The sequence below is a fragment of the Halomonas sp. GXIMD04776 genome, from assembly GCF_049808615.1.
GTDB lineage: Bacteria > Pseudomonadota > Gammaproteobacteria > Pseudomonadales > Halomonadaceae > Modicisalibacter.
Genome location: NZ_JBNCAN010000018.1, coordinates 23,190 through 46,594 on the forward strand (window position 1 = coordinate 23,190; position 23,405 = coordinate 46,594).

Genomic DNA, 23,405 nt, shown 5'->3' on the forward strand with positions numbered 1-23,405 from the left:
TGTAGTGATAATACACAGTTTTCAGGATTTCAAAACATAAAAAAGTCGGGCAAAAGCCCGACTTTTCAACTTTAAAGGAACGAAATGCCTCATCCACTGGCGATTACTTGCTCCCTCAACTCCTTGGGCATCGAGAAAGTGATGGTCTCTTCTTGCCCTTTGAGTTCTTCAGGCGCTGTAGCGCCCAACTCACGTAGTCGCTCGATTACCCCATTGACCAGCACTTCCGGGGCGCTGGCTCCGGCGGTAATGCCAATGGTCTCGACATTGTTCAACCACGCCTCATCGATCAGGCTGGCATCGTCGATCAGTTTGGCAGCGGTGCCCATACGCTCTGCCAATTCTCGCAAACGATTGGAATTGGAGCTGTTGACGCTCCCCACTACCAGCACCAGATCGCTTTCTGCCGCCAACTGGCGTACCGCGTCCTGCCGATTCTGAGTGGCATAGCAGATATCATCCTTGCGCGGCCCATCGATGGCCGGGAACTTCTCGCGAAGAGCATCGATGACCCGCGCGGTATCGTCCATGGAGAGCGTCGTCTGGGTGACGAACGATAGCGTCTCGGGATGGCTGACCTCGAGCGCAGCAACATCGGCTTCATCCTCAACCAGATAGATGGCGCCGCCGTGGGAGGTGTCGTAGCGACCCATGGTGCCCTCCACTTCGGGATGGCCAGCATGCCCGATGAGGATACATTCCTGGCCGCGCTTGGCGTAACGCAGCACCTCCATGTGCACCTTGGTCACCAGCGGACAGGTGGCGTCGAATACCTTGAGCCCGCGCCGCTCGGCTTCCAATTGTACGGCTCGTGAAACCCCGTGGGCGGAGAAGATCACCGTGGCATCATCGGGAACCTCATGAAGCTCCTCGACGAAGATCGCCCCTCGTTCGCGTAGCGTATCGACGACAAAGCGGTTGTGAACGACTTCATGGCGTACATAGATCGGCGGCCCGAGTATATCCAGGGCACGATTGACGATTTCGATGGCACGGTCGACGCCGGCGCAAAAGCCCCGGGGATTGGCCAGCTTGATCTGCATAATGAGCCTCGCTTGATACATGCGGTATCGTGGCGGTGTCAGTAAAATGGTGGTGCTAGTGGGTAGTCGCGGGCCGGACTTCAATCACCTCTACCTCGAAGGTCAGGGTACGCCCCGCCAGGGGATGATTGAAGTCCACCTCCACATGCTTGTCGTCGATCTCGGCGATGACGCCGGGCACCTCGCCGCCTGCAGCGTCGGCAAAGGACATTACCAGGCCCTCTTCCAGTTCGGCCTCGGCGCCCTCGAAGCTGTCCCGTGGGATGCGCTGCACGTTCTGAGGATTGTGCTGACCGAAGGCATGCTCCGGCGCGATGGTATAACTGCCGCTGTCACCATCGGTCAGCCCCGTCAGCGGCGACTCGAAGCCCGGCGGTAGGTTGCCATCCCCCACCTGGAAGGTCGCCGGCCGCTTGCCTTGGGTGGAGTCGACCACGGTGCCATCCTCCAGTTTGAGGGTGAAGTGCAACGTCACCTCCATACCCTCGTCGATACGATACTCGCTCATCTCGCCTATCCTCTACTGACCTCAGTGATGGGAGCTCTTGCGTCGGCGCTCGACGCGCGCCTCACGCAGCGCCTGAAGAATCAGCCCGATAGCCCCCAGTGTGATGGCCGTGTCCGCAAGATTGAAAGCCGGAAAATAGTAGTTTTGCCAATGAAAGGACAGAAAATCCACCACATAGCCATGCACTAATCGATCGTAAAGATTGCCCAATGCCCCACCGATGACCAATGCCAGAGAGGCTGCCGTCAGCGTTTCGTGTGCCTTGAGCCGTGCCATCCAGATGGTCAGGCCAATTACCGCACCGATAGCGATCACCGCGAACAGCCAGCGCTGCCAGCCATCATGGGCCGCCAGGAAACTGAAGGCAGCGCCGGGATTGTGCAACAGGGTCAGATTGAATACCGGCAATAGTTCCACGGGCTGAGCATAGTAAAGCATGCTGCTGGCCAGGGCCTTCGAGCCCAGATCCAGTATCACGATCAAGGCCGAGAGCCATAGCCAACGTAGAGGCTTGGCCATGAATCTCGTTTCCGAAGTCACGGAAATCTCGTTTGCTTCAGCCCCTTTTGTTTCAGCCTTAGGCATAATGGCGCTCTTCTCCCGGCCCGTCCGGCAAGTTGCTGATGCAGCGTCCGCACAGATCCGGGTAGTCATCATGCTGACCGACATCAGGACGATGGTGCCAGCAGCGCTCGCACTTGGCATGAGGGCTGGCAATGACCGCCACCTTCAAATCGTCGAGCTCAGTGGCTTCAGCACCTTCTACGCCGGCGGCATCGAGCGACACCAGCTGTACCTCGCTGGTCAGCAGCACGAACCGCAGCTCGTCGCCCAGCCGGCCCAGGGTCTCGCGCAGCCTGTCGCTGACATAGAGTGTCACCTCGGCAGCCAGACCACTCTTGATCACCTTGGCATTGCGCGCATCCTCGAGGCACTTGTTGACTGCCTGCTTGACCTCCAGCACCTGCTCCCAGAATTCCCGATCGAAGGTGGCGCCGGCATCCAGGGTCCGCAGCTCGCCGTAGAAGGTTTCCAGCAGCACACTGTCCTTGCGCTCGCCGGGGATATGCTCGTAGATTTCCTCAGCGGTGAAGGAGAGGATCGGCGCCACCCAGCGCGCCAACGCCTCGACGACGCGATACAGCGCGGTCTGACAGCTGCGCCGCGCCAACGAGTCGGCCTGGGTGGTGTACTGACGATCCTTGATGATGTCCAGGTAGAAGCCACCCAGCTCCCGGGCACAGAAGGTATGCACCTGCTGATGGACATCCAGGAAGCGATACTCGGCATAGGCCTGCTCGATGCGCGCCTGCAACTGCGCGGCGCGATCCACCACCCACTGATCCAGGGCCAGCATCTCCTCGAAGGGTACCGCGTCCCGGGCGACATCGAAGCCAGTGAGATTGGCGAGCAGGAAACGTGACGTGTTACGAATGCGTCGATAAACGTCGGCGGTGCGCTTCAATATCTCATCGGAGACCGCCATCTCACCGGAGTAGTCCGTGGAGGCGACCCATAGGCGCAGGATGTCGGCGCCCAGCTTGTCCATGACCTCCTGAGGCGCCACCACGTTGCCCACCGACTTGGACATCTTGCGCCCTTGGGCATCGACGGTGAAGCCATGGGTCAGCAAGCCTTTATAGGGCGCATGGCCGTCGATGGCGCAGCCGGTCAACAGCGACGAATGGAACCAGCCGCGGTGCTGATCGGAGCCTTCCAGATAGAGATCCGCCACCGGGCCGTCGCGCTTTTCCGGATGATCGAAGACCGCCGCGTGGGAGCCGCGCAATACGTGCCAGTGAGTGGTGCCGGAGTCGAACCACACGTCCAGGGTGTCGCTGATCTTTTCGTAATCCGCCGCTTCGTCGCCTAATAGTTCGCTGGCCTCGAGCCGGAACCAGGCCTCGATGCCTTCGGCATCGATACGCTTGGCGACTTCCTCCATCAGCTCCAGGGTGCGTGGATGCAGCTCGCCGCTGACCCGGTGCAGGAAGAACGGGATCGGCACCCCCCAGTTACGCTGACGCGAGATGCACCAGTCCGGGCGATTACTGATCATCGAATGCAGGCGCGCCTTGCCCCAGCTGGGCACGAACTGGGTCGTCTCGATGCCTTCCAATGCGCGCTGGCGCAGGGTCTTGCCATCCGCGCCTTGAATATCCATGCCCACGAACCATTGCGCCGTGGCACGGTAGATCACCGGTGATTTGTGGCGCCAGCAGTGCATGTAGCTATGGGTGATCTTCTCGTGAGCCAGCAGTGCGCCGACCTCTTCCAGCTTGGCGACGATCTGCGGGTTGGCCTTCCAGATCATCTGACCACCGAAGAACTTGAGATCCTCGGCGTAGACGCCGTTACCCATCACCGGACTCTTGATCTCCTCGAATTCCATGCCATAGGCGCGGCAGGTAACGAAATCGTCCACCCCGTAGGCCGGCGCGGAATGCACGATGCCGGTACCGGCGTCGATCTCGACGTAATCCGCCAGATAGACCGGCGCCAGACGTTCATAGAACGGATGACGGAAATTTAGATGTTCGAGATGGGTACCCGAGGTGGTGGCAACTATCTTGCCTTGCAGCCCGAAGCGCTCGAGGCAGCTCTCGACCAGATCTCCCGCCAGCACCAGAAAACGCTCGCCGGTGTCCACCAGGGCATAGTCGACCTCGGGGTGGACGTTGAGCGCCTGGTTGGCGGGAATGGTCCAGGGCGTGGTGGTCCAGATCGCCACGGCGGCCGGCTTGGCCAGTGACTCGAGGCCAAAGGCCGTGGCCAGCGCAGCGGAGTCATCGGCTTCAAAGGCGACATCAATGGCATCGGATTGCTTGTCTGCGTACTCGACCTCGGCCTCGGCCAAGGCCGAACCACAATCGAAGCACCAGTTGACCGGCTTCAGGCCCTTGAAAACGTAACCCTGCTTGACCATCTCGGCCAGCGCCCGCACCTCTTCGGCCTCGTTGACACGATCCATGGTGCGATAAGGGCGCTGCCAATCGCCGACGATACCCAGGCGCAGGAAGTCTTCGCGCTGGGCATCGATCTGCTCTGCGGCATAACTGCGACATAGGGTGCGGGTCTCGTCAGGCGGCAAATGCTTGCCATGAATCTTCTCGATCTGGTGCTCAATCGGAAGACCGTGGCAATCCCAGCCCGGCACATAGGGCGCGTCGAATCCGGCGATGCCCTTGGCCTTGACGATGATGTCCTTGAGAATCTTGTTCACCGCATGGCCGATGTGGATGCTGCCGTTGGCGTAGGGTGGGCCATCGTGAAGCACGAAGGTCTTTCGCCCCTCCCCCGCTTCGCGCAGACGCTGATAAAGGTCGATTTGCTGCCAGCGCTGGATGCGCGCCGGCTCACGCTTGGGCAGGTTGCCGCGCATGGGGAAATCGGTTTCAGGCAGATTCAATGTGTGCTTATAGTCGCTCATGGGGTTCCATCGTTATCGCGCCTGGCGGCTCCGGGGCCAGCATGCCCGGGGGTCGGCGCCAAAGGCGCCGATGCCAGATAGGGTGTCAAATCGCTACCGCTCTTGTCGTACGCCGTCCAGGCTTTGAAATAGTCTCGTGCTCGAGCCTGATCGGCCTGAATCTGTTGCTTGAGCGCCTCCAGTCCCTCGAAATGCTGCTCGCCCCGCAGCCGGGCACAAGGGAGAACCTCGATGATATGGCCATAGAGGTCTTCGTCGAAATCGAACAGATTGACCTCCAGGACCGGACGGGGTGTTCCCACGGTGGGTCGCCAGCCAATATTGGCCACCCCAGCAAACACCCGGCCATCACTCAAGCGCGTAAAGACCGCATAAACACCGCGCAAGGCCATAGGCCCTGATAGCAGCGGTACATTGGCGGTGGGTACGCCGATGGTGCGACCCAGCTTCTGATCGGCAACCACTCGGCCCGCATAGGAATAGGGGCGACCCAGCATGCGCGCCGCCTGCAGGAAATTACCACTGGCCAGCAGTGTGCGCACGCGAGAACTCGAAACACGCTCATCGTCGAGCGCAAAGGTGCGAGTATGCTCGACACCGAAGCCGCGCTCTTCACCCACCTGGGTCAGCAAGGTAAAGTCACCGGCCCGGTCGCAGCCGAAGCGGAAATCATCGCCTACCACCAGGTGACGCACTCCCAATCCGTCGATCAACACCTGATCGATGAACTGTCGTGCCGTCAGGCTTCGCAGCGCCTCGTTGAACGGTAGACAGACAATGCGCTCGGCACCATGAGTTGCCAGCAACCGCGCCTTGTCGCGCAGCCGGGTCAGGCGTGGAGGCGCCTGATCTCCAGCGAAGAATTCCCGTGGCTGAGGCTCGAACACCACCACCGTGATCGGCAACTCCAACGCCACGGCGCTATCGCGCAACTGATCGAGAATCGCCTGATGACCGCGATGCACGCCATCGAAGTTGCCGATGGTCGCAACACAGCCACGATGACGCTGGCGTATATTGTGTAAACCGCGGATCAATTCCATGCAGCGTTCACGCGTCGGTTAAAGAATCGATTATAACGAAGGCACAAGACCTTGGCAGCCAGCCATTCCGTCAGCCATTCAAGCGAAAGTGCCGCAGCCGAATACCGCAGATGACAAGCCAGGCAAAGTATAAGGCCGCGCCCCCCATCACCAGCGCCCCCAAGGTCAGTGTCCGCTGCTCCAGTTCCCAGCCCAGCCATGCCTGCCAGGGGGGTGAGAACCACCAAAGCGCCGCTCCCAGCAACGCGCACCCTCCCCCCAGTTGCCAAGCATAGCGCCCCCAGCCAGGCTGGAAAATCAACACACCTTGACGACGCAGGCCTCGGGCCAGCAAACCGGCATTGAGAAACGCGGACAATGCCGTGGCCAGAGCCAAGCCAGCATGAGCCAGCGGCACGATCAACGCCAGGTTCAACCCCATGTTGGCGATCATGGCGATGATGCCGATCTTGACCGGCGTGGCGGTATCCTGACGAGCGAAATAACCCGGCGCCCATATCTTGATCAGCATGAAGGCAACCAAACCCAAGGCATAGGCACGCAAGCTCCTCGCCGCCATGGCGATATCATGCTCGGTCATGGCGCCATAGTGAAACAGACTGATCAACAAGGGTTCGGCCAACACCACCAGGGCCAGCGCCGCCGGCAAACCGATCAGTAACACCGCGCGCAGCGCCCAGTCGAGCATCTTGGCGAAATGCTCCTTAGATTGCTCGGCATGGCGCTTGGACAAGGCCGGCAGGATCACCGTGCCGATGGCGATACCGAATACCCCCAAGGGCAATTCCACCAGACGATCCGAATAGTACAGCCAGGAGACGCTGCCCGCCGCCAATAGCGAGGCAAGCACGGTATCCAGCAGCAGATTGATCTGAGACACCGAGACACCGAACAGTGCCGGTGTCATCAACTTCAATATCCGCCGCACCCCGGCATGTCGAAACCGCGGCCAAGGCCTGGGCAACAACCCCAACCGCGCCAGAAACGGCACCTGAAATGCCAACTGCGCAGCGCCGGCAATCAACACGCCCCAAGCCAACGCCATCGATGGCGTCTCCATCAATGGCGTCAGCCACAGGGCGGTGCCAATCAAGGCAAGGTTCAACAGCACCGGTGTAAATGCCGGTATGGCAAAGCGGTTCCAGGTATTGAGCACGCTGCCCGAGAACGCCGTGAGCGAAATCAACAACAGATACGGAAAGGTCAACCTCAGCATCTCGGCGGTCAAGGCCAGCTTCTCGGGGTCGCGACCAAAGCCCGGGGCAAACAGCCAGGCCAGCCAGGGCGCCAACAGCATGGCGGCCGCGGTGATCAATGCCAGTACTACTGCCAGACTACCGGAGACGGCATCGAGCAATTCACGGACTTCCTCCCGCGAGCGCCGGGTGGCGTACTCGGAAAGCACCGGCACGAAGGCCTGATTAAAGGCCCCTTCGGCAAACAGCCGACGCAGGAAATTGGGAATCTTGAAGGCCACGAAGAAAGCATCGGCGCCGCTCCCTGCGCCAAACAACGCCGCAATGACCACATCGCGCACCAGCCCCAGCACGCGCGAGAGCATGGTCATCGCACTCACGATCACTCCAGAACGCAACAGCCCTGCCCGCGCAGTCACCTGTTTACCGGGCGCCGGATCGCCTTGCGCACCATCGCCGCCGGCCGGGGCGTCCAACTGGGCTTCGCCTCCTTCCAACGATGGCTTGGCGATAGAGCGTGCCTCTTTGTCTGGCTGGGAACTCACTGCAGCGCACCTTCCTCGATCAAAAGCCATGCACAAAAAAACCGGCCGAAGCCGGTTTTTCCTGAACCCTGATACGTTATTCCGCGTAGTGGCAACGGAAGTAGGGCCCAGAGAGCGTCCGACTTACGCAGCCAGCGCCTTGATTCGCTTGTTCAGGCGGCTCTTGAGACGGGCAGCCTTTTTCTTGGAAATAGTGTCCTTATCGGCAATGCGGTCGATGACCGGCTGGGCCGTGCGGAACTCTTCCATGGCCTTGCCATGATCGCCGCCCTGAATCGCTTTGATCACGCGCTTGATATGAGTGCGGACCATGGAACGCTGGCTGGCTTTATGTCGACGACGTTCTTCTGCCTGACGTGCGCGCTTGCGTGCTTGCTTGCTATTCGCCACCGTAATCTCCTTGGAGAACCATAAAATGCGGTGTAAGTATTTGATTCGATTTGATAACCGAATATGTCCAAAGCGGCTTGATCATGCCGCAAGACATGCCACGAAAAGCGTTGTGCACGGGCCATGTCTGAAAGGATGCAAAATCCTACCACAACACCCCTAGCCTTGCTACCGGTGGCGGATGGTTCGAGTACGACGGTCAGAGAATCACCAGGTTGTCGCGATGGATCAGCTCCGGCGCCTCCATATAACCCAGCAACCCCTCGATGCGATGGCTCGGCTGACCCAGAATGCGCGCGGCTTCATCGCTACCATAATTGACCAGTCCCTTGGCCACCCGCTCACCCTGCTCATCAAGGCAGACCACCATATCGCCGCGGACAAAACGCCCCGATAACGCCTTTACCCCCACCGGCAGCAGGCTCGAACCGCGCTCGCGCAACACACTCACCGCGCCGGCATCCAGCGTCAGGCTGCCGCGCACCTGAAGCTGGCCGGCCAGCCAGCGCTTGCGCGCCGCCAAGGGTGCATGCTCGGGACGCAGTAGCGTGCCCAAACGTTCTCCTTCGATCAGGCGGGTCAGCACATCCGGCTGACGTCCGCTGGCAATTGCCGTGACCGCACCGGAACGCGCCGCCAGTCGTGCCGCGCGCATCTTGGTGGTCATGCCACCGCGTCCCAGCGCGCCGCCGCCGCCAGCCATGGCGATCAAGCGAGAATCATCGGCACGCCCTTCATGCACCAATCGCGCGTCTGGCCGATGGCGTGGGTCCGCATCGAATAGGCCTTCCTGATCGGTCAGGATCACCAACGCCTCGGCCTCGAGCAGATTGGCCACCAGCGCTCCCAGGGTGTCGTTGTCACCGAAGCGGATCTCGTCGGTAACCACGGTATCGTTTTCATTGATCACCGGGATCACACGCAAGGCGACCAGCGTGCGCAGCGCCGAGCGTGCATTCAAGTAGCGCTTACGATTGGAAAGGTCGTCGTGAGTCAGCAGAATCTGTGCGCTACGCAGACCATGGCGCGCAAAGTGGCCTTCATAGCACTGAGCCAGACTGGTCTGACCTACCGCGGCGGCGGCCTGCAGTTCATGTACCGCCGAGGGACGTGCATTCCAGCCCAAACGCACCATGCCGGCGGCCACGGCGCCGGAGGATACCAGCACCACTTCGATGCCACGCGCATGCAGCGCGGCAATCTGATCCACCCAGCCACCAATGGCGGGTTCGTCCAGGCCACGACCATCGTTGGTCAGCAGCGCGCTACCGATCTTGACGACTACTCGCCGCGCACTGATCAGCGCCTCGCGGCCCGGCATTTGATCGTTATTCATTGCCATGATGAGTCTTACTGTACGTATTCGACGTCGACGTCGTACTCATCATCATCGAAATCATCGTCGTCGTCATCCTCGACCGCGGGTTTACGCTTGTGGCTCAGGCGCGCCTCGGCTCTGGCTACTGCCTCGGCTTCCATGCGACGGCGCATATCCTGCTCACGCTCGGCGGCCTCTTCGTCCTCGGTCTCCATGCGGCGTTGCTCGGTCAGCCAACGGTGAGCTGCTTGCACAAGTGCATCGGTGCCATCGCCACCAATCGCCGAAATGCGAAACACTGGCCCGCTCCAATCGAGACGAGAAACAATCTCGTCGGCACGCGCCTCACGCTCATCTTCGGGCAATAGATCGAACTTATTGAGCACCAGCCAGCGCGGCCGCTCGGCCAAAGTAGCGGAGAACTGCTCCAGCTCGTGGCTGATGGCCTGGGCAGCTTCCACCGGATCGGAATCATCAAAAGGGGCCACATCCACCACATGCAGCAGCAGCCGTGTGCGGGTCAAGTGCTTGAGAAAGCGCAGTCCCAGACCGGCACCTTCGGAAGCACCTTCGATCAATCCGGGTACATCCGCCATCACGAAGTGCTCATGGGTACCCAGCTTGACCACGCCGAGGTTGGGTACCAGTGTGGTGAAGGGATAATTGGCCACCTTGGGTTTGGCCGCGGAGACAGAGCGGATCAGCGTCGACTTACCGGCATTGGGCATGCCCAGCAAGCCCACATCCGCCATCACCTTCATTTCAAGACGCAGATTGCGGCGCTCACCCTCGGTACCCGGTGTGGTTCGCCGCGGCGCGCGATTGGTCGACGATTTGAAATGGATATTACCCAGGCCGCGACGCCCGCCCTGGGCGACCTGCACCACCTGCCCGATCTCGGTCACGTCGGCGATCACCTCAAGGGTGTCTTCATCGATCACCGTGGTGCCCACCGGCACCTTGACGTGCAGATCGTCCCCGGCCTTGCCGCTCATCTGACGCCCCTGCCCCGGCTGGCCGTTACGCGCCTTGTAAAACCGCTGGTATTTGAAATCGATCAGCGTGTTCAGGGCATCATCACCGATCAGATAAACGCTGCCGCCATGGCCGCCATCACCACCATCGGGACCACCTTTGGGCACGTATTTCTCGCGGCGGAAACTCAGGCAACCGTTACCGCCATTGCCGGCTTCCACGATGATCGAGGCTTCATCGACGAACTGCATGGGTCATTCTCCCGACGGCAATACCGCCCTGATACGAAAAGGCCCCGCAATCGCGGGGCCTTTCCAGTGCAACATTCGCATTGTCTCAGGCGGAGACGACGCTCACGAACTTGCGGTTCTTCGGCCCTTTGGTCTCGAACTTGATCACACCTTCGTTCAATGCGAACAGGGTATGATCCTTGCCGATACCAACGCCTGTGCCGGCGTGGAACTTGGTGCCACGCTGGCGCACGATGATGTTACCGGGAACGGCGACTTGTCCACCAAACAACTTGACACCAAGGCGTTTGGATTCGGAATCGCGACCGTTACGGGTACTACCAGCTGCCTTCTTGTGAGCCATTGCAAATACCTCGCTCGTTGAGGGGTGATGCCGCCTAGGCGGAAATTCCGGTGATCTTGACTTCAGTAAACCACTGACGGTGGCCCTGACGCCTCATGGAATGCTTGCGACGGCGGAACTTGATGATACGAACTTTCTCACCACGACCGTGAGAAACGATCTCGGCAGATACTTTCGCACCACTGACCAGCGGCGCACCGACCTTGACGTCGTCACCGTCGGCTACCAACAATACCTGATCGAAATCCAGACTCTCGCCCGTCGCCACTTCAAGCTTCTCAAGCTTCAACGTCTGACCTTCCTGAACGCGGTACTGCTTACCGCCACTCTTGATAACTGCGTACATAACGATCTCCAGACACTCATCCAAGGTGGGCTCTTCATCGACCTGCGGCGAGTGGCGCCCCTTTTGGCAACCATCTGACAGGGAGCATGATGAGTTGGGTCGCGGATTATAGCTGCACATGGCTACCATCACAAGACCATAGGCATTCATCGTACCCACGCCCTGTCTTGTCTTGACGCCTCATAGAGGGCCTCATAGCATGGCTACAGCCAAGCTTGGCCCAAGCGCGGTACGACAGCGGCTAGACGAGCCTGCGCGACGTGGCCCAACCCCCTTACAGACAGACATCATGCAACCCAACGCATCGCCCATTCATGCACCGGTGGCGGATGATTTCGCCGCCGTCGATCGCACCATCCTCGTCCAGCTCGGCTCCCGAGTTCCGCTGGTCGAGAGCATTGGTCATTACATTATCGAAAGCGGCGGCAAGCGCCTGCGTCCCTTGCTGGTGCTGCTAGCGGCCCGCGCGCTGGGCTATAGGGGAAAACATCACATCACCCTGGCCACGCTGATCGAGTTCATGCACACCTCGACACTGCTCCATGACGATGTCGTCGATGAATCAAGCATGCGTCGCGGCAAGCAAACCGCCAACGAACACTGGGGCAACGCCCCCTCGGTACTGGTCGGCGACTTCCTCTACTCACGTTCGTTCCAGATGATGGTCGAAGTCGGCTCGATGCGAGTCATGGAGATCCTTTCCGCCGCCACCTGCACCATCGCCGAGGGCGAAGTATTGCAACTGACCAACATCGGTAACCCGGATATCGACGAAGCCGCCTACTTCGAGACCATCCAAGGCAAGACAGCGATGCTTTTCGAGGCCGCCTCCCATAGCGGTGCGGTACTCGCCGAGGCCACTGCCGAGCAGGAAGAGGCGCTCAAGCTCTATGGGCGCTACTTAGGGCTGGCCTTCCAATTGGTCGACGACCTGCTGGACTATCAAGGCGATGCCGGCACCATGGGTAAGAACGTTGGCGACGATCTTGCCGAAGGCAAGCCTACGTTACCGCTGATCGAGGCGATGAATCGCGGCACCACGGAACAAACCCAATTGATCCGCAAGACGATTCGCAAGGGCGGCCTGGAGCAACTCAATGAGGTCATGGCCATCGTCAATACTACTGGCGCACTCGACTACACGCGCCAACGCGCCGAAGAAATGGCCAGTCTGGCGCTGGCGCAGCTCGACGCCCTCCCCGAAAGCCGTTATCGCGATACCATGGCAGACTTGGCGCGACTAGCGGTAGATCGCCAGGCATGACGGCATAAACGTGCGGTGCGCCGGGGTTGCGCAAGACCATGCGAGCGGTATAATGCAGCCCCGTTGAGGCGCACGCCCAACCGCATCGGAGTATAGCTCAGCTTGGTAGAGCGCTGCCTTCGGGAGGCAGAGGTCGTAGGTTCGAATCCTGCTACTCCGACCAGAAAAGACATTAAAAACCGTCACTTACGGATAACTCCGGGTGGCGGTTTTTTGTGCCTATGCCCAGGTAGCGAACAGAACAGGTGGTGTCGTTCCCGCTTTTGATTGCACCGCAGATCGGTCTTTTGCTAGATATTCCCATGGCATCGACGAAGCACGCTGGAATCGGCCCCTGGCTCCCACGTTGGCTGGGGTTTGCCGCACGAGCCGAACGGAGCCCACCATGCCACAACTGATCGATTTCCAGAATCCCGAAGAATCCACTCATTGGTCCCCCATCAATGATGATGTCATGGGCGGTGTTTCCGAAAGTGAGATGCGCGCCGAGCAGGGCATCGGCGTCTTCGCAGGAAGTGTGTCTCTCGACAACGGCGGCGGCTTCGCCTCCGTGCGTCGAGAGCCGCAGGATTTTCGGCTGACAGGGCATACTGGACTGAGGGTGGAGGTGCGCGGCGATGGGCGCCGTTACCAGTTGCGTCTACGTACTCACCGGCTGTTCGGCGGGGCGGCTTACCGCGCTTTCTTTCAGCCGCCTGCGGGGGAGTGGCAACGCATCGCCCTGTCTTGGGAGGCATTCGAACCGGTCTTTCGCGGCCGCGTGCTGGAAGACGTTCCTGCACTCATGCCGGGGGATATCCAACAGATCGGCCTGTTGATCGCCGACCGACGCGCCGGACCTTTCCGCTTGGAGATCGCCACCCTTGAGGCTTTGGATGAAGCCCACATCAACCCGGCATGAGCCAGCGCGTCAGCATGACGCCTGCCCAGGCGGAAAATCCCGTCAGCGCCGTGCCCCAGGTAACGTCCGTGGCAACCATCTGCCAATGCCAACCCTTGAGCACCGAGAACGCCGTGAATTCGAAGGTGCCATAGGCGATCGCCCCTAGAATCGCACCGTTCAATAACGCCATCGTCGGAGTGTTGTCACGCAGCGCCGGCACCGAGACGAAGTAGAGCAGCCCCGCCACGTAAAGTAGATAGAACACCGCCGCAGCGACGAGCTGAACATTCTCACGCAGCATGTTCGATATGTAGGTCTCGAACAGCGGCCGCATGATCTTGCTTAAGCCAACGGCGTCCAAGCCGAGAAAAATCACCGCCGTGATGGCATAAAGCACGAAAATTCGCATGGCTGTTGCTCTCCTTCCTAGCTGGATTTCGTCATGTCATCCTTTCTTGTACACCCCCTACACCAGATCCCGCGGTATCTCCTCATCCCAAGACTTGGAGAATATCCGACTCTCCCCTTCGTAGGCATCCAGGGTGGCCCGCAGGCGAAAGTACTCGGCATTGGACGTCATCAACGTGCGCGCCACGGTGCGTACCTGCCAGTCGCCCCGCCGGAACGTGCGCTTCCATTCGGTCCAGCCGCTCAGGCTGTCGTAATGACCGTAGGCGTAGCTATAACGCTCGGTCACCTTCGCCGCGATGGTGAGGTCGATATCATCGAGTCGATAGCTGCCTTCATCGTTGATCACCTCGAGAGTGGTCTTGTCGTTGGCCAGGTCACGAATCACGCGCCATTCTTCCTGGCTGGGCTGAATCAGAGTGCGCGGAAGCGCCGGCGCTCCTTCGGGTTCGCCAAAGGCGGGCAAGGCCGCTTCTTCCTGTGGCTGGGGTGTGCGACAAGGTAGCATCAACTGACTGGCGGCAGGATGAACGGTCAACTTGACCGGCTCGGGTGCCGGCCAGGCCAAGGGCCAGTAGCTCGTCGAAAGCGATAGTCGTAAGGCATGACCGGCGGCGAACTGCTGGGCAATATGCTTGAGCTTGACGCGCACGCGATAACGCTTGCCAGGCTCTAGTGCCTCGGGAAACTCGTCGCTGTCACGATGAGTCAAATTGAGGAGTCCGTAGGAGACCCGGGTTGCCTTATCATCCGCTGCAATATCGCTCAACCTCAGGGCCACCATTGCCACCGGTTGATCCGCTTCGATGTCGAGTTCGACCTCGGGCTGGCCGCAAATCTCGATCGCCTCCTCGAGCCGTGCCGTCTGAAAGATCAATGAGCCGCCATCCTCGTCGCGCTGATCGTGGGGCAGATCCGGCGGGGCATTGTAGGAGCACCACTTGCCCGCAAACAGGCCCACGGAAAGCGGTGAGCGCACCGCCAGCGGCACATCGTCGACGGCTTGCATCAAGGGGGCATCCGCAGCCTCGGGCAGTAGATCGTGGCCGCTGGTCAAGCGAAACATGTGCGGCGTGATGCGCGGCGACGGCCAGGTCGGCTCGCTGACCCAGCGTCCGGGGCGGTTGTCATAGCGTGCCGAAGGCGGTACCGAGTCCTGCATCCAGACCCGCAGCATCGGCTCGTCCATGATGCCGGTCTCCTCGCCTTTCAGCCATTGATCCCACCAGCGTAGAGACTCTTGCAAAAAGCCGATCGCCGGCCCTGGCACACCAAGATGCGGATACTTGTGCGCCCAAGGGCCAACCAGTCCCTTGCGCGGGACATCGAGCCCCTCGAGCAAGCGAAACACGGCGTTGCAATAGCCATCCGCCCAGCCGCTGACGGCATAGACGGGACACTTGATAAGGGAGAAATCCTCACACACCGACCCATGTTTCCAGTAGTCGTCGCGGCGCTGATGCTCTAGCCAGATTGTCAGCCAATGGCCACTGCCATCGAGACGCTCGAGCCACATGTCACGCCAGCGCTCGCCCACCAATTCAGGATCCGGGGGCGAGGCATTGCCGTCGAACATGGTCGATGCCCAGGACAGGTTGTCGCCAAGCAGGCAACCGCCCATGTGGTGGATGTCATCGGCGTAGCGATCATCCGTAGAACACAGGGTGATCACTGCCTTGAGTTGAGGAGGTTGCAGAGCGGCAATCTGCAGACCATTAAAGCCGCCCCAGGAGATACCCACCATGCCCACGTCGCCAGTGCACCAGGGCTGCTCCTCTAGCCAGGCCAATATCTCGACGCCGTCGTCCAGCTCCTGCTGCAGATATTCGTCGGTGAGCACGCCATCCGATTCGCCGGTGCCGCGAATGTCCACCCGCACGCCAGCGTAGCCGTGGCCCGCCCAATAAGGATGGGTCTGGGCGTCCCGAACCGCAGTCAGATCGCGCTTGCGATAGGGCAGATACTCGAGAATTGCCGGTACCGGCCGTTGTTCGGCATCCACAGGACGCCAGATGCGCACCCCCAACCGGCAACCATCGGCCAGGGTGATCCAGGTCTCCTCTTCGAAGACCTGCCGGGGGAACTCCTTAACGATATGCATAGACAGCTGTTACTCCAGTGACAGAACGAGAGCCGAACAAGAGTTGAATGATAACAATTGAGATAGAGCGCTATCCCACGACCTCCTCGAATTCGAAGAGCAACTTATCCGCCAGACGCCGGTAGTTGACTTCCAGCGCTTCATCGCTGTCCGCGCCCATCCACACATAGGCCAGGGCAAAGCTATAGCTATCCTGCTCCGGCAGTGTCGACAAGCGCGTACCTGCCTCGACCTGCAAGGCGATCACGGTGCCGGGGAATTCCTGCTGCAGGGCGCTGATCTCCTCATCGCTGGGCACGCGGGTGACCACAGCGTCGACGAAGAACACTCGGTAAAAGAACTTGCCCGCCACGGCGAAATCACCGTGGCGCCTCGGCATGTCCGGGGACAGGCCCAGCGCCAAGTCGATGGTGACCTGCTGGTTGCTGACCCCATCAACCTTCTCGAACAGATCACAATGGGACTGAGAGATGCGGGTATTGATCTCCAGTAGCCAGATGCGATTCTGCACTTCATCCCAGAAATACTCGACGTTGAAGGCCGCATTGTCGTAGCCGATATGTGTCATGATGGTATTGGTCAGTTCCCGCATCTTATCCTGGATATGCTTTGGAAGCCGCGAGGGATAGCGGTAATAGAAAAAGCTCAGCACCTGGGGATAGCGAATCGAATCGACGATGCCATAGGACACGACCTCACCCTGGTAGACATAGCCTTCCACAGTGCACTGCCAGCCGCCGATGATCTCTTCCGCCATGCAGTAGCCGCCATCTACTTGGCGCACCTTATCCGGCAAATTGGCCTGATCGAGCACGAAATTGAACGGCTCCGAGATCAGACCGATATCCTCCCGCAGGCGCGCTACCGCCGCGGTGAAATCCTCGGGGCTGTCGATGCGAAAACCCAGTCGCGAGCCGGAAGACTTGATCGGCTTGACGAAAAAAGGAAAGTACAGCCCCGCTTCACCGATATGCGACAAGGCGCGGTCATCGAAGGGATCGAAGGCGGTAAAACGCGGGATATAGTTGCCGATCACATCCCGCTGAGCAAGACGGCTCCAGTACTTGTGCTCGCATTTGAGCAGGCTCTCGAGACTGGTGGTACGGGTGCCGAAACGCTCGCACAACAGTGGCAACATGGTCGACACAGGAAAGTCCATGTAGCCGGCGATCGCGTCTATGGGCTCATCGAACTCGCTCAGTTGTGCTTCCGCCCGTTTGAGCATGTCCTCGATGGGGAAATGCTCCGTTTCATAGACTTCGGCGGGATCGATGACGCCATGGAAATTGTAGTGTTCGGCACCCCGCAGGGTGCGCAGCCGGTCGCGATTGAAGTCGTTGAGACCGACGACGAAGATATTGCGCTGTTTCATGACTGGTCTTCCTTACATTCTTGTGATGAAGAGACTACCGATCATGGCGAGTGAAGCCCTCATCCATCAGACTTTTCTGCCACGCCTTTTAGTCACACTGATTATTGAAGCATAGACGCTTACCGCGTTTGCGCAGTGCGCAATATGATCTGCCGATTTGTGGGTATCGTATTGAGAAAGCGGGCAAGAAGAAGGCTATCGAGAGGCATGGTCGCGCAGGTCTAATCGGTCGTCTCATCCTCGGCGTCTTCCCGCGTCCGCTCGAAAACTCTCTTGCGTTGGCGGTTGCGCCGGTAAAGCCGTACCAGTGCGATCCAGACAGCGGCCACCAGCATCACTACCAGGGTCGTCCCCTGCCAGGGTCGCGCCGCATCGCCCAACCAGGTTTCCAGGGCGATGATCAGCACAAACCCGATGGCTTGACTGGCAATGGCCAGGGCACGCAGATGATCGGTGGATCGGCCCATGAAAACGCTCCGGCTCACGACGAGGATGACAGGTTCGAGGTAGATTAGTAGGCTGCTGCATTGTAGCGCGGCGGTGGTTCTCTCGGGCAAAATTGTTGGCTATCCATTTCAGTGCTACACAGCCCGACACAACCTCGTGTTACCCTTTGGCTTTGTTATCTCGGGATGATGTGATCCATGGCAGCAAGCTCCTTCCAAAGGCGCCCCTATCAAATAGCGGAGATCATCAAGGGATGGATCGTCGATCGTCAGCTGATGCCTGGTGACAGACTGCCCAGCGAAGCGGAGTTGATGGAGCGTCTCAGGGTCTCCAAAGGGACGGTGCGGGAAAGCACCCGGGTGCTGGAGGCCCAAGGACTCGTGGAGACGCGTACCGGTCCGGGGGGTGGCGCCTTCGTGCGGGAGATGAGCGAAGCGAGAGCCATATCACTGCTAAGCCATTATCTGTACTTCAAGGATATCTCGATCCGCGACATCTATCAGATCCGCATCGCCCTGGAGCCGGAGTTGGCCGCCTCTCTGGCCGGCCGGGTCAGCGCCGAGAACCTTGCCCGACTGCGTGAGAGTCTTGCCAGCTACGCCGAACGCGCACCGACCCTGGAAGCCGAGCGTCAGCAGCATCTCGACTCGCTGAATTTCCACGAGATGCTCGCCGAATTGCCCGGCGGCAACCCACTGCTGGCCTTCATCATTCGCTTTACCGCCCAGGTGCTATCCGACCTGACGGTTTATCGTCGGCTTTACGAGCCTGGCGATCATCACATCGGACCAGCCGGCTGCCGGTATCATGCCAAAGTCTTGGATGCTATCGAGGCCAACGACGCCGAATGCGCCCGCAAACTGATGCGCGAACACATGCTCGCGGCTCAGGCGGTGATGAACGACAATGAGGCTCAAGTCCAACGAGGCTTCCTCTCCGAAATCGGAACGCCCGCTCGCTCTTCCACCACCTAGCTCTGCCGTTCGCCCAACTCGACCAAAAAGCGCATCAGTACTCTAATGGCGGCCTCAGCGTCACTGGCTGAAATAGCCTCGTCGGGATGGTGACTCAGACCATCCTTGCAACGCACGAACAGCATGCCGATATCGGTCAGTTCACTCATGGCCAGGCCGTCATGGCCGGCGCCACTGAACAGCCGCTCGGCAGGCTCCTTGCAAGCGCGACAGGCATTTTCCAGGGCTTCGATCAACCAATCGGCGCAGTTCACCGCCTCGGCCTCGTAGGTGGACTCGACATCGAACTCTAGGCCTCGAGCTTGGGCCAGCTGTTGGCAAGCGGCAAGCACCTTCTCGCGACCACGGCGCCGCACCTCGCCATCCGGCGAGCGCAGTTCCAGAGTAAATTCCACCTCGGCGGGAATCACGTTGACCGCATTGGGCCTCACGTCGAGCTTGCCCACCACGCCGACGAAGTCGTCGGTGGCGTTTAGCACTCGATCCACCTCGACGATCATCTCGGCGGCACCCACTAGGGCATCGCAGCGGCCCGGCATCGGCGTAGTGCCAGCATGACCGGCCTTGCCGGTAACGTTCAGGCGATGGCGCTCGATGCCGGTCAGGGCGGTAACCACGCCTACGGCGTGATCGCGCTGCTCCAGCACTGGCCCCTGCTCGATATGCACCTCGACGAAGCCAAGCATCGAACCCGGGTCTCTGGCCAGTCCAGGAATGGCCTCAGGATCACCGCCGAAAGCCTTGAGCGCCTCGCCCAGACTGACGCCGTCGGCATCACGGGACTCAAGGCTAGCAGGATCGAAGGTGCCGGCGAGCGCCCGGCTGCCGATTAGGGTGGACTGGAAGCGAGTACCTTCTTCGTCGCCGAAGGCCACCACCTCGATGCCATAAGGTAGCGTTATTCCTTCTTCTTTCAGAGCCTGAAGTGCCATCAGCGGCAGCGCCACGCCGAGCATGCCATCGTACTTGCCGCCCTCTACCACAGTATCCTGATGAGACCCCATGATCAGGGTCTTTTGACCGGCCCGGGCGTGCTCGTTGCGCCCCACTAGGGTGCCGGAAGCATCCAGTTCCGGAGCGAGGCCAGCCTGTCGCATCCACGCCTCGATGACCTCGAGCACGGCACGATGCTCGTCGGAGCAGAACAGTCGCGTGACTCCGGAGCCAGGCTCGGAGTGACGTGCAGCCTCATCGAGGCGATCGAGTAGTGCCTGGCCAAGAGCAGGTGTGGGAGTCGTCATGGTCATAGAACCTCCAAAGGTTGGAGAGGATAGGCTCAACGCCGCGGCAGCGAGGCCAGAAAGTCGGCAAAGGCGGGAGCGCGCACCCTGGCGGCCAGCCCACGTAGCTGAGCGATCAGGTCGTGTTCGGCCCAATCGACACGCAGATCCAGCGGGGCGCTCTGGAACGACTCGATGCGCAGCGCCGCCGAGTGGGTGCCACGCACGTCGCCACCGGCGGCCAGCGCCGCTTCCAGGGCGGCGATCAACGCTTCAAGCAGTCGAACCTCGTAGTCATGGCGATAGCAGGGAAACGCTTCTTCGGCTATTACCGCGTCAGCGTTATGGCAGGTGGTCGTCAGGAAGGTCTTGAGCAGTGTTTCGATTACCGGTGCGCCTGCCAGAAGATTACCGGCCACTGCGACCGTGGGCTTAAGCGAGGCAGCGACTCGAGGCAAGTTATCCTGGCCCGAATGCACCGCCGCTCTCCCTAGAGCATCCATCACCAGACACTGGCGCCGGCTTGCCCCGGAGTCGGCATCGACTACCGCGTGCAGGGCCGCTTCGGCCTCGAAACCCGCTTCCAGTGCGCGGCGCAGACCATCCGGATACCAGGGGTTGGTCGATAGCCCCTGGGTAGCACAGGCACCCAGTCCTCGCCAGCCATGGGGGACATACCCCCCTACCGCCACCCCCGCAGTAGCAGCGAGGGTGGCGACGGTACCGCTCATGGGATTGACGTGAACCAGTGACAGAGTCATAGAGGACGCTGCTTCAGTAGCCGGCCATATGACCGATGATCAGGCCAATCCAGGACAGGCCATAGACCAGCGCCATGAACGGCAGGATCGCTTTCAGCCACTTTTCATAGGACACTCGTCCCAGCGCCAGCATGGCCAGCGTACCACCGGAGGTAGGCACGATCAGGTTGGTCAGGCCATCGCCGACCTGGAAGGCGGTGATCATCAACTGGCGGCTCATACCCACGAGATCGGCCACCGGTATCAGGATCGGCATGGTGACCAGAGCCTGGCCTGAACCCGAAGGCACGAACAGGTTTATCACCCCCTGTACCACGCTGGCCATGATCGCCGAGAAGGCCAAGGGAATGTCCTGAATCATGCCACTCAGGGCGTAGACGATGGTGTCGATGATTCGGGCCTCCTGGAGAATGACCTGGATCGATGCGGCCAGCCCGATTACCAGGGCGCCAGCAGTGACTTTGGAGGCACCTTCCATCATCTGCTTGACGATTTCATTGGCCGACAGACCGTTGACGATGCCGATCAGAATCGCGATCAGCAGGAACATGCCGGCGATCTCGTTGATGTACCAGCCCTGGGTAAAAACTCCGATCAACATGGCCACCAAGCCGCCGACGAACACCGCCAGCGTCAACTTGTCACGTTTCTCCAGGTGGTATTCGGTCAACTCCTTGCTCATTGCCTTGGTGTCATCGGGCTCCTGGAAGTCCATCTTTACCACCCATCTGCAGATGTAGAAAGACAGCAGCGCTAGTGAAGACAGCACCAGCAGGGTGCGCAACCAGGCGCCGGAGAAGGTGGGGAGCTCGGCGATACCCTGGGCCACCCCCACGGTATAGGGGTTGATCGGCGACAAGGCGAAACCTATTCCGATGCCACCCACCGCCATGGTGGTGCCCACTAAACTGGAGCAACCGATGGCGCTGGCGATCAGCACGGCAATCGGGACCAGAGCGATATTGTTCTCGAAGCCCACGGCGACGCCGAAGAAGCCGTAGATGAAAGTACCGGCGGTGATGATCACATTGCGGCGCTCGACGCCGACTCGGTTCACCGCCACGCCGATAGCATTCTCCAACGCCCCGCTCTTCTGCAGGATGTGAAATAACCCGCCGGCGATGAATACGATGAACAGATACAGCGAGGCCTCGTTCAGTCCCTTGGGAACGGCCACGAATATATCAAAGGGGTGGATCGCCGCCACGTCGGTCAGATATTGGAAGGAGCCCGGTACCACCCGGGTGCGCCCATCTTGCATCACCCGCTCGAACTCACCGGCCGGAACCACGAAGGTCAGGGCATAGGTCGCCAATAGAATCAGGAAGATCAGCACCATCGGATCAGGCACCGTCTGATACCACTTCTTGCCCTTGCGCTCGGCAAGCGCCTGCTCTCGAATGCTCATATCGTTGTCCTTGTTGGATAGAATCGAGCAGTACCGGGAGGCAAGGGTTGCATCTCGTGATCCGCCTCCCGCCCTGGCCCAGGCGAGAGACGCAGGCGTCAAACGTCGAGGCCTTGATGCTAGTATCAAGCATCAAGGTCAATTTATCATGATAAATTGACCGGTCAAGGAAAGTCGGGGCAGGCATCAGTTGGCTAGTGGGCGACGCCAACTCTCTAAAGGTGACAGGAAAGGGCCAGGGCAGTAGGCTGCTGCATTGTAGCGCGGCGGCCCCGCGAGGCGACCGCCGCCATTCCAATACCCCTCAGTGGATGCCTGATCACGTCATGAACGCCATCGCCCTCGGCCCTTTATTGATTGCCCTGCCACGTCTGTATGCCTTTGTTGCAGCGCTGTCGTTACTGCTGGCCAGTATGGCGCTGCTGCGTCTTGAAAAGTCACAGCGCGCGGGCTGGTTCAATGGCCTGTTGCTGACTTGGCTGATGGGTGCCCGCCTGGGTTACGTGCTGATGCATACCGACAGTTATCTCGCTGCCCCACTGGATATTCTCAAACTATGGCAGCCCGGCTACAGCACGACATGGGGATTGCTGGCCGCGGCGAGCTTCAGTGCCTGGAAATTGCGCGAGCACCTGGCGACGATGATCAAGGCCGAAGCATTGCTGGTAGCAAGCGTAGTGCTGTGGCTGGGGCTGGTGGCCTGGAATCCCTTGGGTCACGAGACTGGCTTGAGCGAACTGCCGGACATTGCACTGGAGGATCTCGAGGGCAACCAGATCAATCTGAGCACATTGCAAGGCGAACCCGTAGTGCTCAATCTCTGGGCGACGTGGTGCCCTCCCTGTCGCCGCGAGATGCCCTTGCTGGCAGAGGCGGATAAACGAGAAGACGTCCAGGTAGTGGTCGTCAATCAGGGCGAATCCCTGCTCACGGCGGTGCGCTATCTCGATGGCCAGGGACTGGATTTCAATCATGCGCTGCTGGATCCCGAACAGCGTCTGATGGTTGCCGCCGAGTCGCCGGGCCTGCCTACCTCGCTGCTGTTCGATGCCCAGGGCAAACTCGTCGAGCGCCATGTGGGCGAACTGACCCGGGCTCAGCTAGCAGCCTGGCTGAAAGAGTGATGCCAGCCCCGCGAGCGCTTAAGCCGGCCACCGTATTCCTGTAAACTACTGCGCC

The 23,405-nt window shown here is 60.0% G+C and carries 22 protein-coding genes and 1 tRNA gene; 5 read left to right on the forward strand and 18 right to left on the reverse strand.

What is annotated here, in order from left to right; translation table 11 throughout:
• Nucleotides 1–89: 89 nt before the first annotated feature.
• The 11 genes from ispH to rplU form a co-directional block, all read right to left on the reverse strand.
• Complete coding sequence (gene ispH / locus ACPF7Z_RS12875) at nucleotides 90–1,043, reverse strand: 4-hydroxy-3-methylbut-2-enyl diphosphate reductase (protein ID WP_425193656.1); 954 nt, start codon at nucleotides 1,041–1,043, stop codon at nucleotides 90–92.
• A gap of 55 nt (nucleotides 1,044–1,098) precedes the next feature.
• Nucleotides 1,099–1,551 (reverse strand): FKBP-type peptidyl-prolyl cis-trans isomerase, encoded by a 453-nt coding sequence (gene fkpB, locus ACPF7Z_RS12880; protein WP_425193657.1) that lies wholly within the window; start codon nucleotides 1,549–1,551, stop codon nucleotides 1,099–1,101.
• A 21-nt stretch (nucleotides 1,552–1,572) separates the two neighbouring features.
• A complete protein-coding gene (gene lspA, locus ACPF7Z_RS12885; protein WP_425193658.1) occupies nucleotides 1,573–2,070 on the reverse strand; it encodes a signal peptidase II in 498 nt (165 codons plus the stop codon).
• A gap of 58 nt (nucleotides 2,071–2,128) precedes the next feature.
• Complete coding sequence (gene ileS, locus ACPF7Z_RS12890) at nucleotides 2,129–4,981, reverse strand: isoleucine--tRNA ligase (RefSeq protein ID WP_425193659.1); 2,853 nt, start codon at nucleotides 4,979–4,981, stop codon at nucleotides 2,129–2,131.
• A complete protein-coding gene (ribF, locus tag ACPF7Z_RS12895; RefSeq protein ID WP_425193660.1) occupies nucleotides 4,978–6,024 on the reverse strand; it encodes a bifunctional riboflavin kinase/FAD synthetase in 1,047 nt (348 codons plus the stop codon). The genes ileS and ribF overlap by 4 nt, the downstream gene beginning before the upstream one ends.
• 70 nt (nucleotides 6,025–6,094) lie before the next feature.
• On the reverse strand, nucleotides 6,095–7,639 hold the full coding sequence (murJ, locus tag ACPF7Z_RS12900; RefSeq protein WP_425193730.1) for a murein biosynthesis integral membrane protein MurJ: 1,545 nt from the start codon (nucleotides 7,637–7,639) through the stop codon (nucleotides 6,095–6,097).
• Nucleotides 7,640–7,888: 249 nt separating this feature from the next.
• Entirely contained in the window at nucleotides 7,889–8,155 is a 267-nt protein-coding gene (rpsT, locus tag ACPF7Z_RS12905; RefSeq protein WP_425193661.1) for a 30S ribosomal protein S20, read from the reverse strand.
• A 199-nt stretch (nucleotides 8,156–8,354) separates the two neighbouring features.
• Nucleotides 8,355–9,491 (reverse strand): glutamate 5-kinase, encoded by a 1,137-nt coding sequence (gene proB, locus ACPF7Z_RS12910; RefSeq protein ID WP_425193731.1) that lies wholly within the window; start codon nucleotides 9,489–9,491, stop codon nucleotides 8,355–8,357.
• A 14-nt stretch (nucleotides 9,492–9,505) separates the two neighbouring features.
• Nucleotides 9,506–10,699 carry an Obg family GTPase CgtA gene (gene cgtA / locus ACPF7Z_RS12915; protein WP_425193662.1) on the reverse strand — a complete coding sequence of 398 codons (1,194 nt, stop codon included), beginning with the start codon at nucleotides 10,697–10,699 and terminating at the stop codon, nucleotides 9,506–9,508.
• An 85-nt stretch (nucleotides 10,700–10,784) separates the two neighbouring features.
• Entirely contained in the window at nucleotides 10,785–11,042 is a 258-nt protein-coding gene (gene rpmA, locus ACPF7Z_RS12920; protein WP_425193663.1) for a 50S ribosomal protein L27, read from the reverse strand.
• A gap of 34 nt (nucleotides 11,043–11,076) precedes the next feature.
• Nucleotides 11,077–11,388: a 50S ribosomal protein L21 gene (rplU, locus tag ACPF7Z_RS12925; RefSeq protein WP_425193664.1), complete on the reverse strand. Its 312-nt coding sequence runs from the start codon at nucleotides 11,386–11,388 to the stop codon at nucleotides 11,077–11,079.
• A 289-nt stretch (nucleotides 11,389–11,677) separates the two neighbouring features.
• On the opposite strand from rplU, the gene ispB reads away from it, so the two are divergent.
• From ispB to ACPF7Z_RS12940, 3 genes are all read left to right on the forward strand, one after another.
• Nucleotides 11,678–12,652: an octaprenyl diphosphate synthase gene (gene ispB, locus ACPF7Z_RS12930; protein WP_425193665.1), complete on the forward strand. Its 975-nt coding sequence runs from the start codon at nucleotides 11,678–11,680 to the stop codon at nucleotides 12,650–12,652.
• Nucleotides 12,653–12,738: 86 nt separating this feature from the next.
• Nucleotides 12,739–12,815, forward strand: a tRNA-Pro gene (locus tag ACPF7Z_RS12935).
• A 222-nt stretch (nucleotides 12,816–13,037) separates the two neighbouring features.
• Entirely contained in the window at nucleotides 13,038–13,553 is a 516-nt protein-coding gene (locus ACPF7Z_RS12940; protein WP_425193666.1) for a CIA30 family protein, read from the forward strand.
• On the opposite strand, the gene ACPF7Z_RS12945 is transcribed toward ACPF7Z_RS12940, so the two are convergent.
• The 4 genes from ACPF7Z_RS12945 to ACPF7Z_RS12960 all read right to left on the reverse strand — a co-directional run bounded on the left by ACPF7Z_RS12945 (nucleotide 13,540) and on the right by ACPF7Z_RS12960 (nucleotide 17,883).
• A complete protein-coding gene (locus ACPF7Z_RS12945) occupies nucleotides 13,540–13,944 on the reverse strand; it encodes a DUF2177 family protein (RefSeq protein WP_425193667.1) in 405 nt (134 codons plus the stop codon). The two genes, ACPF7Z_RS12940 and ACPF7Z_RS12945, sit on opposite strands and share 14 nt — an antisense overlap.
• A 57-nt stretch (nucleotides 13,945–14,001) precedes the next feature.
• Nucleotides 14,002–16,044 carry a CocE/NonD family hydrolase gene (locus tag ACPF7Z_RS12950; protein WP_425193668.1) on the reverse strand — a complete coding sequence of 681 codons (2,043 nt, stop codon included), beginning with the start codon at nucleotides 16,042–16,044 and terminating at the stop codon, nucleotides 14,002–14,004.
• A 70-nt stretch (nucleotides 16,045–16,114) separates the two neighbouring features.
• Nucleotides 16,115–17,416, reverse strand: a complete 1,302-nt coding sequence (locus ACPF7Z_RS12955; RefSeq protein WP_425193669.1) for an ATP-grasp domain-containing protein — start codon at nucleotides 17,414–17,416, stop codon at nucleotides 16,115–16,117.
• A 221-nt stretch (nucleotides 17,417–17,637) separates the two neighbouring features.
• Entirely contained in the window at nucleotides 17,638–17,883 is a 246-nt protein-coding gene (locus ACPF7Z_RS12960; RefSeq protein ID WP_425193670.1) for a hypothetical protein, read from the reverse strand.
• A 177-nt stretch (nucleotides 17,884–18,060) separates the two neighbouring features.
• Between ACPF7Z_RS12960 and ACPF7Z_RS12965 the strand changes: the two genes are divergently transcribed.
• Nucleotides 18,061–18,837 (forward strand): FadR/GntR family transcriptional regulator, encoded by a 777-nt coding sequence (locus ACPF7Z_RS12965; RefSeq protein ID WP_425193671.1) that lies wholly within the window; start codon nucleotides 18,061–18,063, stop codon nucleotides 18,835–18,837.
• Here the strand turns inward: ACPF7Z_RS12965 and ACPF7Z_RS12970 are convergent.
• Genes ACPF7Z_RS12970 through ACPF7Z_RS12980 form a run of 3 tightly spaced genes read right to left on the reverse strand, consistent with a single transcriptional unit; the run spans nucleotide 18,834 to nucleotide 22,226 of the window.
• Nucleotides 18,834–20,078 carry an allantoate amidohydrolase gene (locus ACPF7Z_RS12970; protein WP_425193672.1) on the reverse strand — a complete coding sequence of 415 codons (1,245 nt, stop codon included), beginning with the start codon at nucleotides 20,076–20,078 and terminating at the stop codon, nucleotides 18,834–18,836. The two genes, ACPF7Z_RS12965 and ACPF7Z_RS12970, sit on opposite strands and share 4 nt — an antisense overlap.
• 35 nt (nucleotides 20,079–20,113) lie before the next feature.
• On the reverse strand, nucleotides 20,114–20,818 hold the full coding sequence (locus tag ACPF7Z_RS12975) for a DUF1028 domain-containing protein (RefSeq protein ID WP_425193673.1): 705 nt from the start codon (nucleotides 20,816–20,818) through the stop codon (nucleotides 20,114–20,116).
• A gap of 13 nt (nucleotides 20,819–20,831) precedes the next feature.
• On the reverse strand, nucleotides 20,832–22,226 hold the full coding sequence (locus tag ACPF7Z_RS12980; RefSeq protein ID WP_425193674.1) for a YfcC family protein: 1,395 nt from the start codon (nucleotides 22,224–22,226) through the stop codon (nucleotides 20,832–20,834).
• Between the two features lie 326 nt (nucleotides 22,227–22,552).
• Here ACPF7Z_RS12980 and ACPF7Z_RS12985 point away from each other — a divergent pair, with 326 nt between their 5' ends.
• Complete coding sequence (locus ACPF7Z_RS12985; RefSeq protein WP_425193675.1) at nucleotides 22,553–23,350, forward strand: prolipoprotein diacylglyceryl transferase family protein; 798 nt, start codon at nucleotides 22,553–22,555, stop codon at nucleotides 23,348–23,350.
• Nucleotides 23,351–23,405 lie beyond the last annotated feature (55 nt).

Bases quoted from the DNA above. Each gene is read 5' to 3' on its own strand.
- ispH (WP_425193656.1), bottom strand. From the start codon at position 1,043: ATGCAGATCAAGCTGGCCAATCCCCGGGGCTTTTGCGCCGGCGTCGAC.
- fkpB (WP_425193657.1), bottom strand. From the start codon at position 1,551: ATGAGCGAGTATCGTATCGACGAGGGTATGGAGGTGACGTTGCACTTC.
- lspA (WP_425193658.1), bottom strand. From the start codon at position 2,070: ATGGCCAAGCCTCTACGTTGGCTATGGCTCTCGGCCTTGATCGTGATA.
- ileS (WP_425193659.1), bottom strand. From the start codon at position 4,981: ATGAGCGACTATAAGCACACATTGAATCTGCCTGAAACCGATTTCCCC.
- ribF (WP_425193660.1), bottom strand. From the start codon at position 6,024: ATGGAATTGATCCGCGGTTTACACAATATACGCCAGCGTCATCGTGGC.
- proB (WP_425193731.1), bottom strand. From the start codon at position 9,491: ATGAATAACGATCAAATGCCGGGCCGCGAGGCGCTGATCAGTGCGCGG.
- cgtA (WP_425193662.1), bottom strand. From the start codon at position 10,699: ATGCAGTTCGTCGATGAAGCCTCGATCATCGTGGAAGCCGGCAATGGC.
- rpmA (WP_425193663.1), bottom strand. From the start codon at position 11,042: ATGGCTCACAAGAAGGCAGCTGGTAGTACCCGTAACGGTCGCGATTCC.
- rplU (WP_425193664.1), bottom strand. From the start codon at position 11,388: ATGTACGCAGTTATCAAGAGTGGCGGTAAGCAGTACCGCGTTCAGGAA.
- ispB (WP_425193665.1), top strand. From the start codon at position 11,678: ATGCAACCCAACGCATCGCCCATTCATGCACCGGTGGCGGATGATTTC.
- ACPF7Z_RS12940 (WP_425193666.1), top strand. From the start codon at position 13,038: ATGCCACAACTGATCGATTTCCAGAATCCCGAAGAATCCACTCATTGG.
- ACPF7Z_RS12945 (WP_425193667.1), bottom strand. From the start codon at position 13,944: ATGCGAATTTTCGTGCTTTATGCCATCACGGCGGTGATTTTTCTCGGC.
- ACPF7Z_RS12950 (WP_425193668.1), bottom strand. From the start codon at position 16,044: ATGCATATCGTTAAGGAGTTCCCCCGGCAGGTCTTCGAAGAGGAGACC.
- ACPF7Z_RS12955 (WP_425193669.1), bottom strand. From the start codon at position 17,416: ATGAAACAGCGCAATATCTTCGTCGTCGGTCTCAACGACTTCAATCGC.
- ACPF7Z_RS12960 (WP_425193670.1), bottom strand. From the start codon at position 17,883: ATGGGCCGATCCACCGATCATCTGCGTGCCCTGGCCATTGCCAGTCAA.
- ACPF7Z_RS12965 (WP_425193671.1), top strand. From the start codon at position 18,061: ATGGCAGCAAGCTCCTTCCAAAGGCGCCCCTATCAAATAGCGGAGATC.
- ACPF7Z_RS12970 (WP_425193672.1), bottom strand. From the start codon at position 20,078: ATGACGACTCCCACACCTGCTCTTGGCCAGGCACTACTCGATCGCCTC.
- ACPF7Z_RS12975 (WP_425193673.1), bottom strand. From the start codon at position 20,818: ATGACTCTGTCACTGGTTCACGTCAATCCCATGAGCGGTACCGTCGCC.
- ACPF7Z_RS12980 (WP_425193674.1), bottom strand. From the start codon at position 22,226: ATGAGCATTCGAGAGCAGGCGCTTGCCGAGCGCAAGGGCAAGAAGTGG.
- ACPF7Z_RS12985 (WP_425193675.1), top strand. From the start codon at position 22,553: ATGAACGCCATCGCCCTCGGCCCTTTATTGATTGCCCTGCCACGTCTG.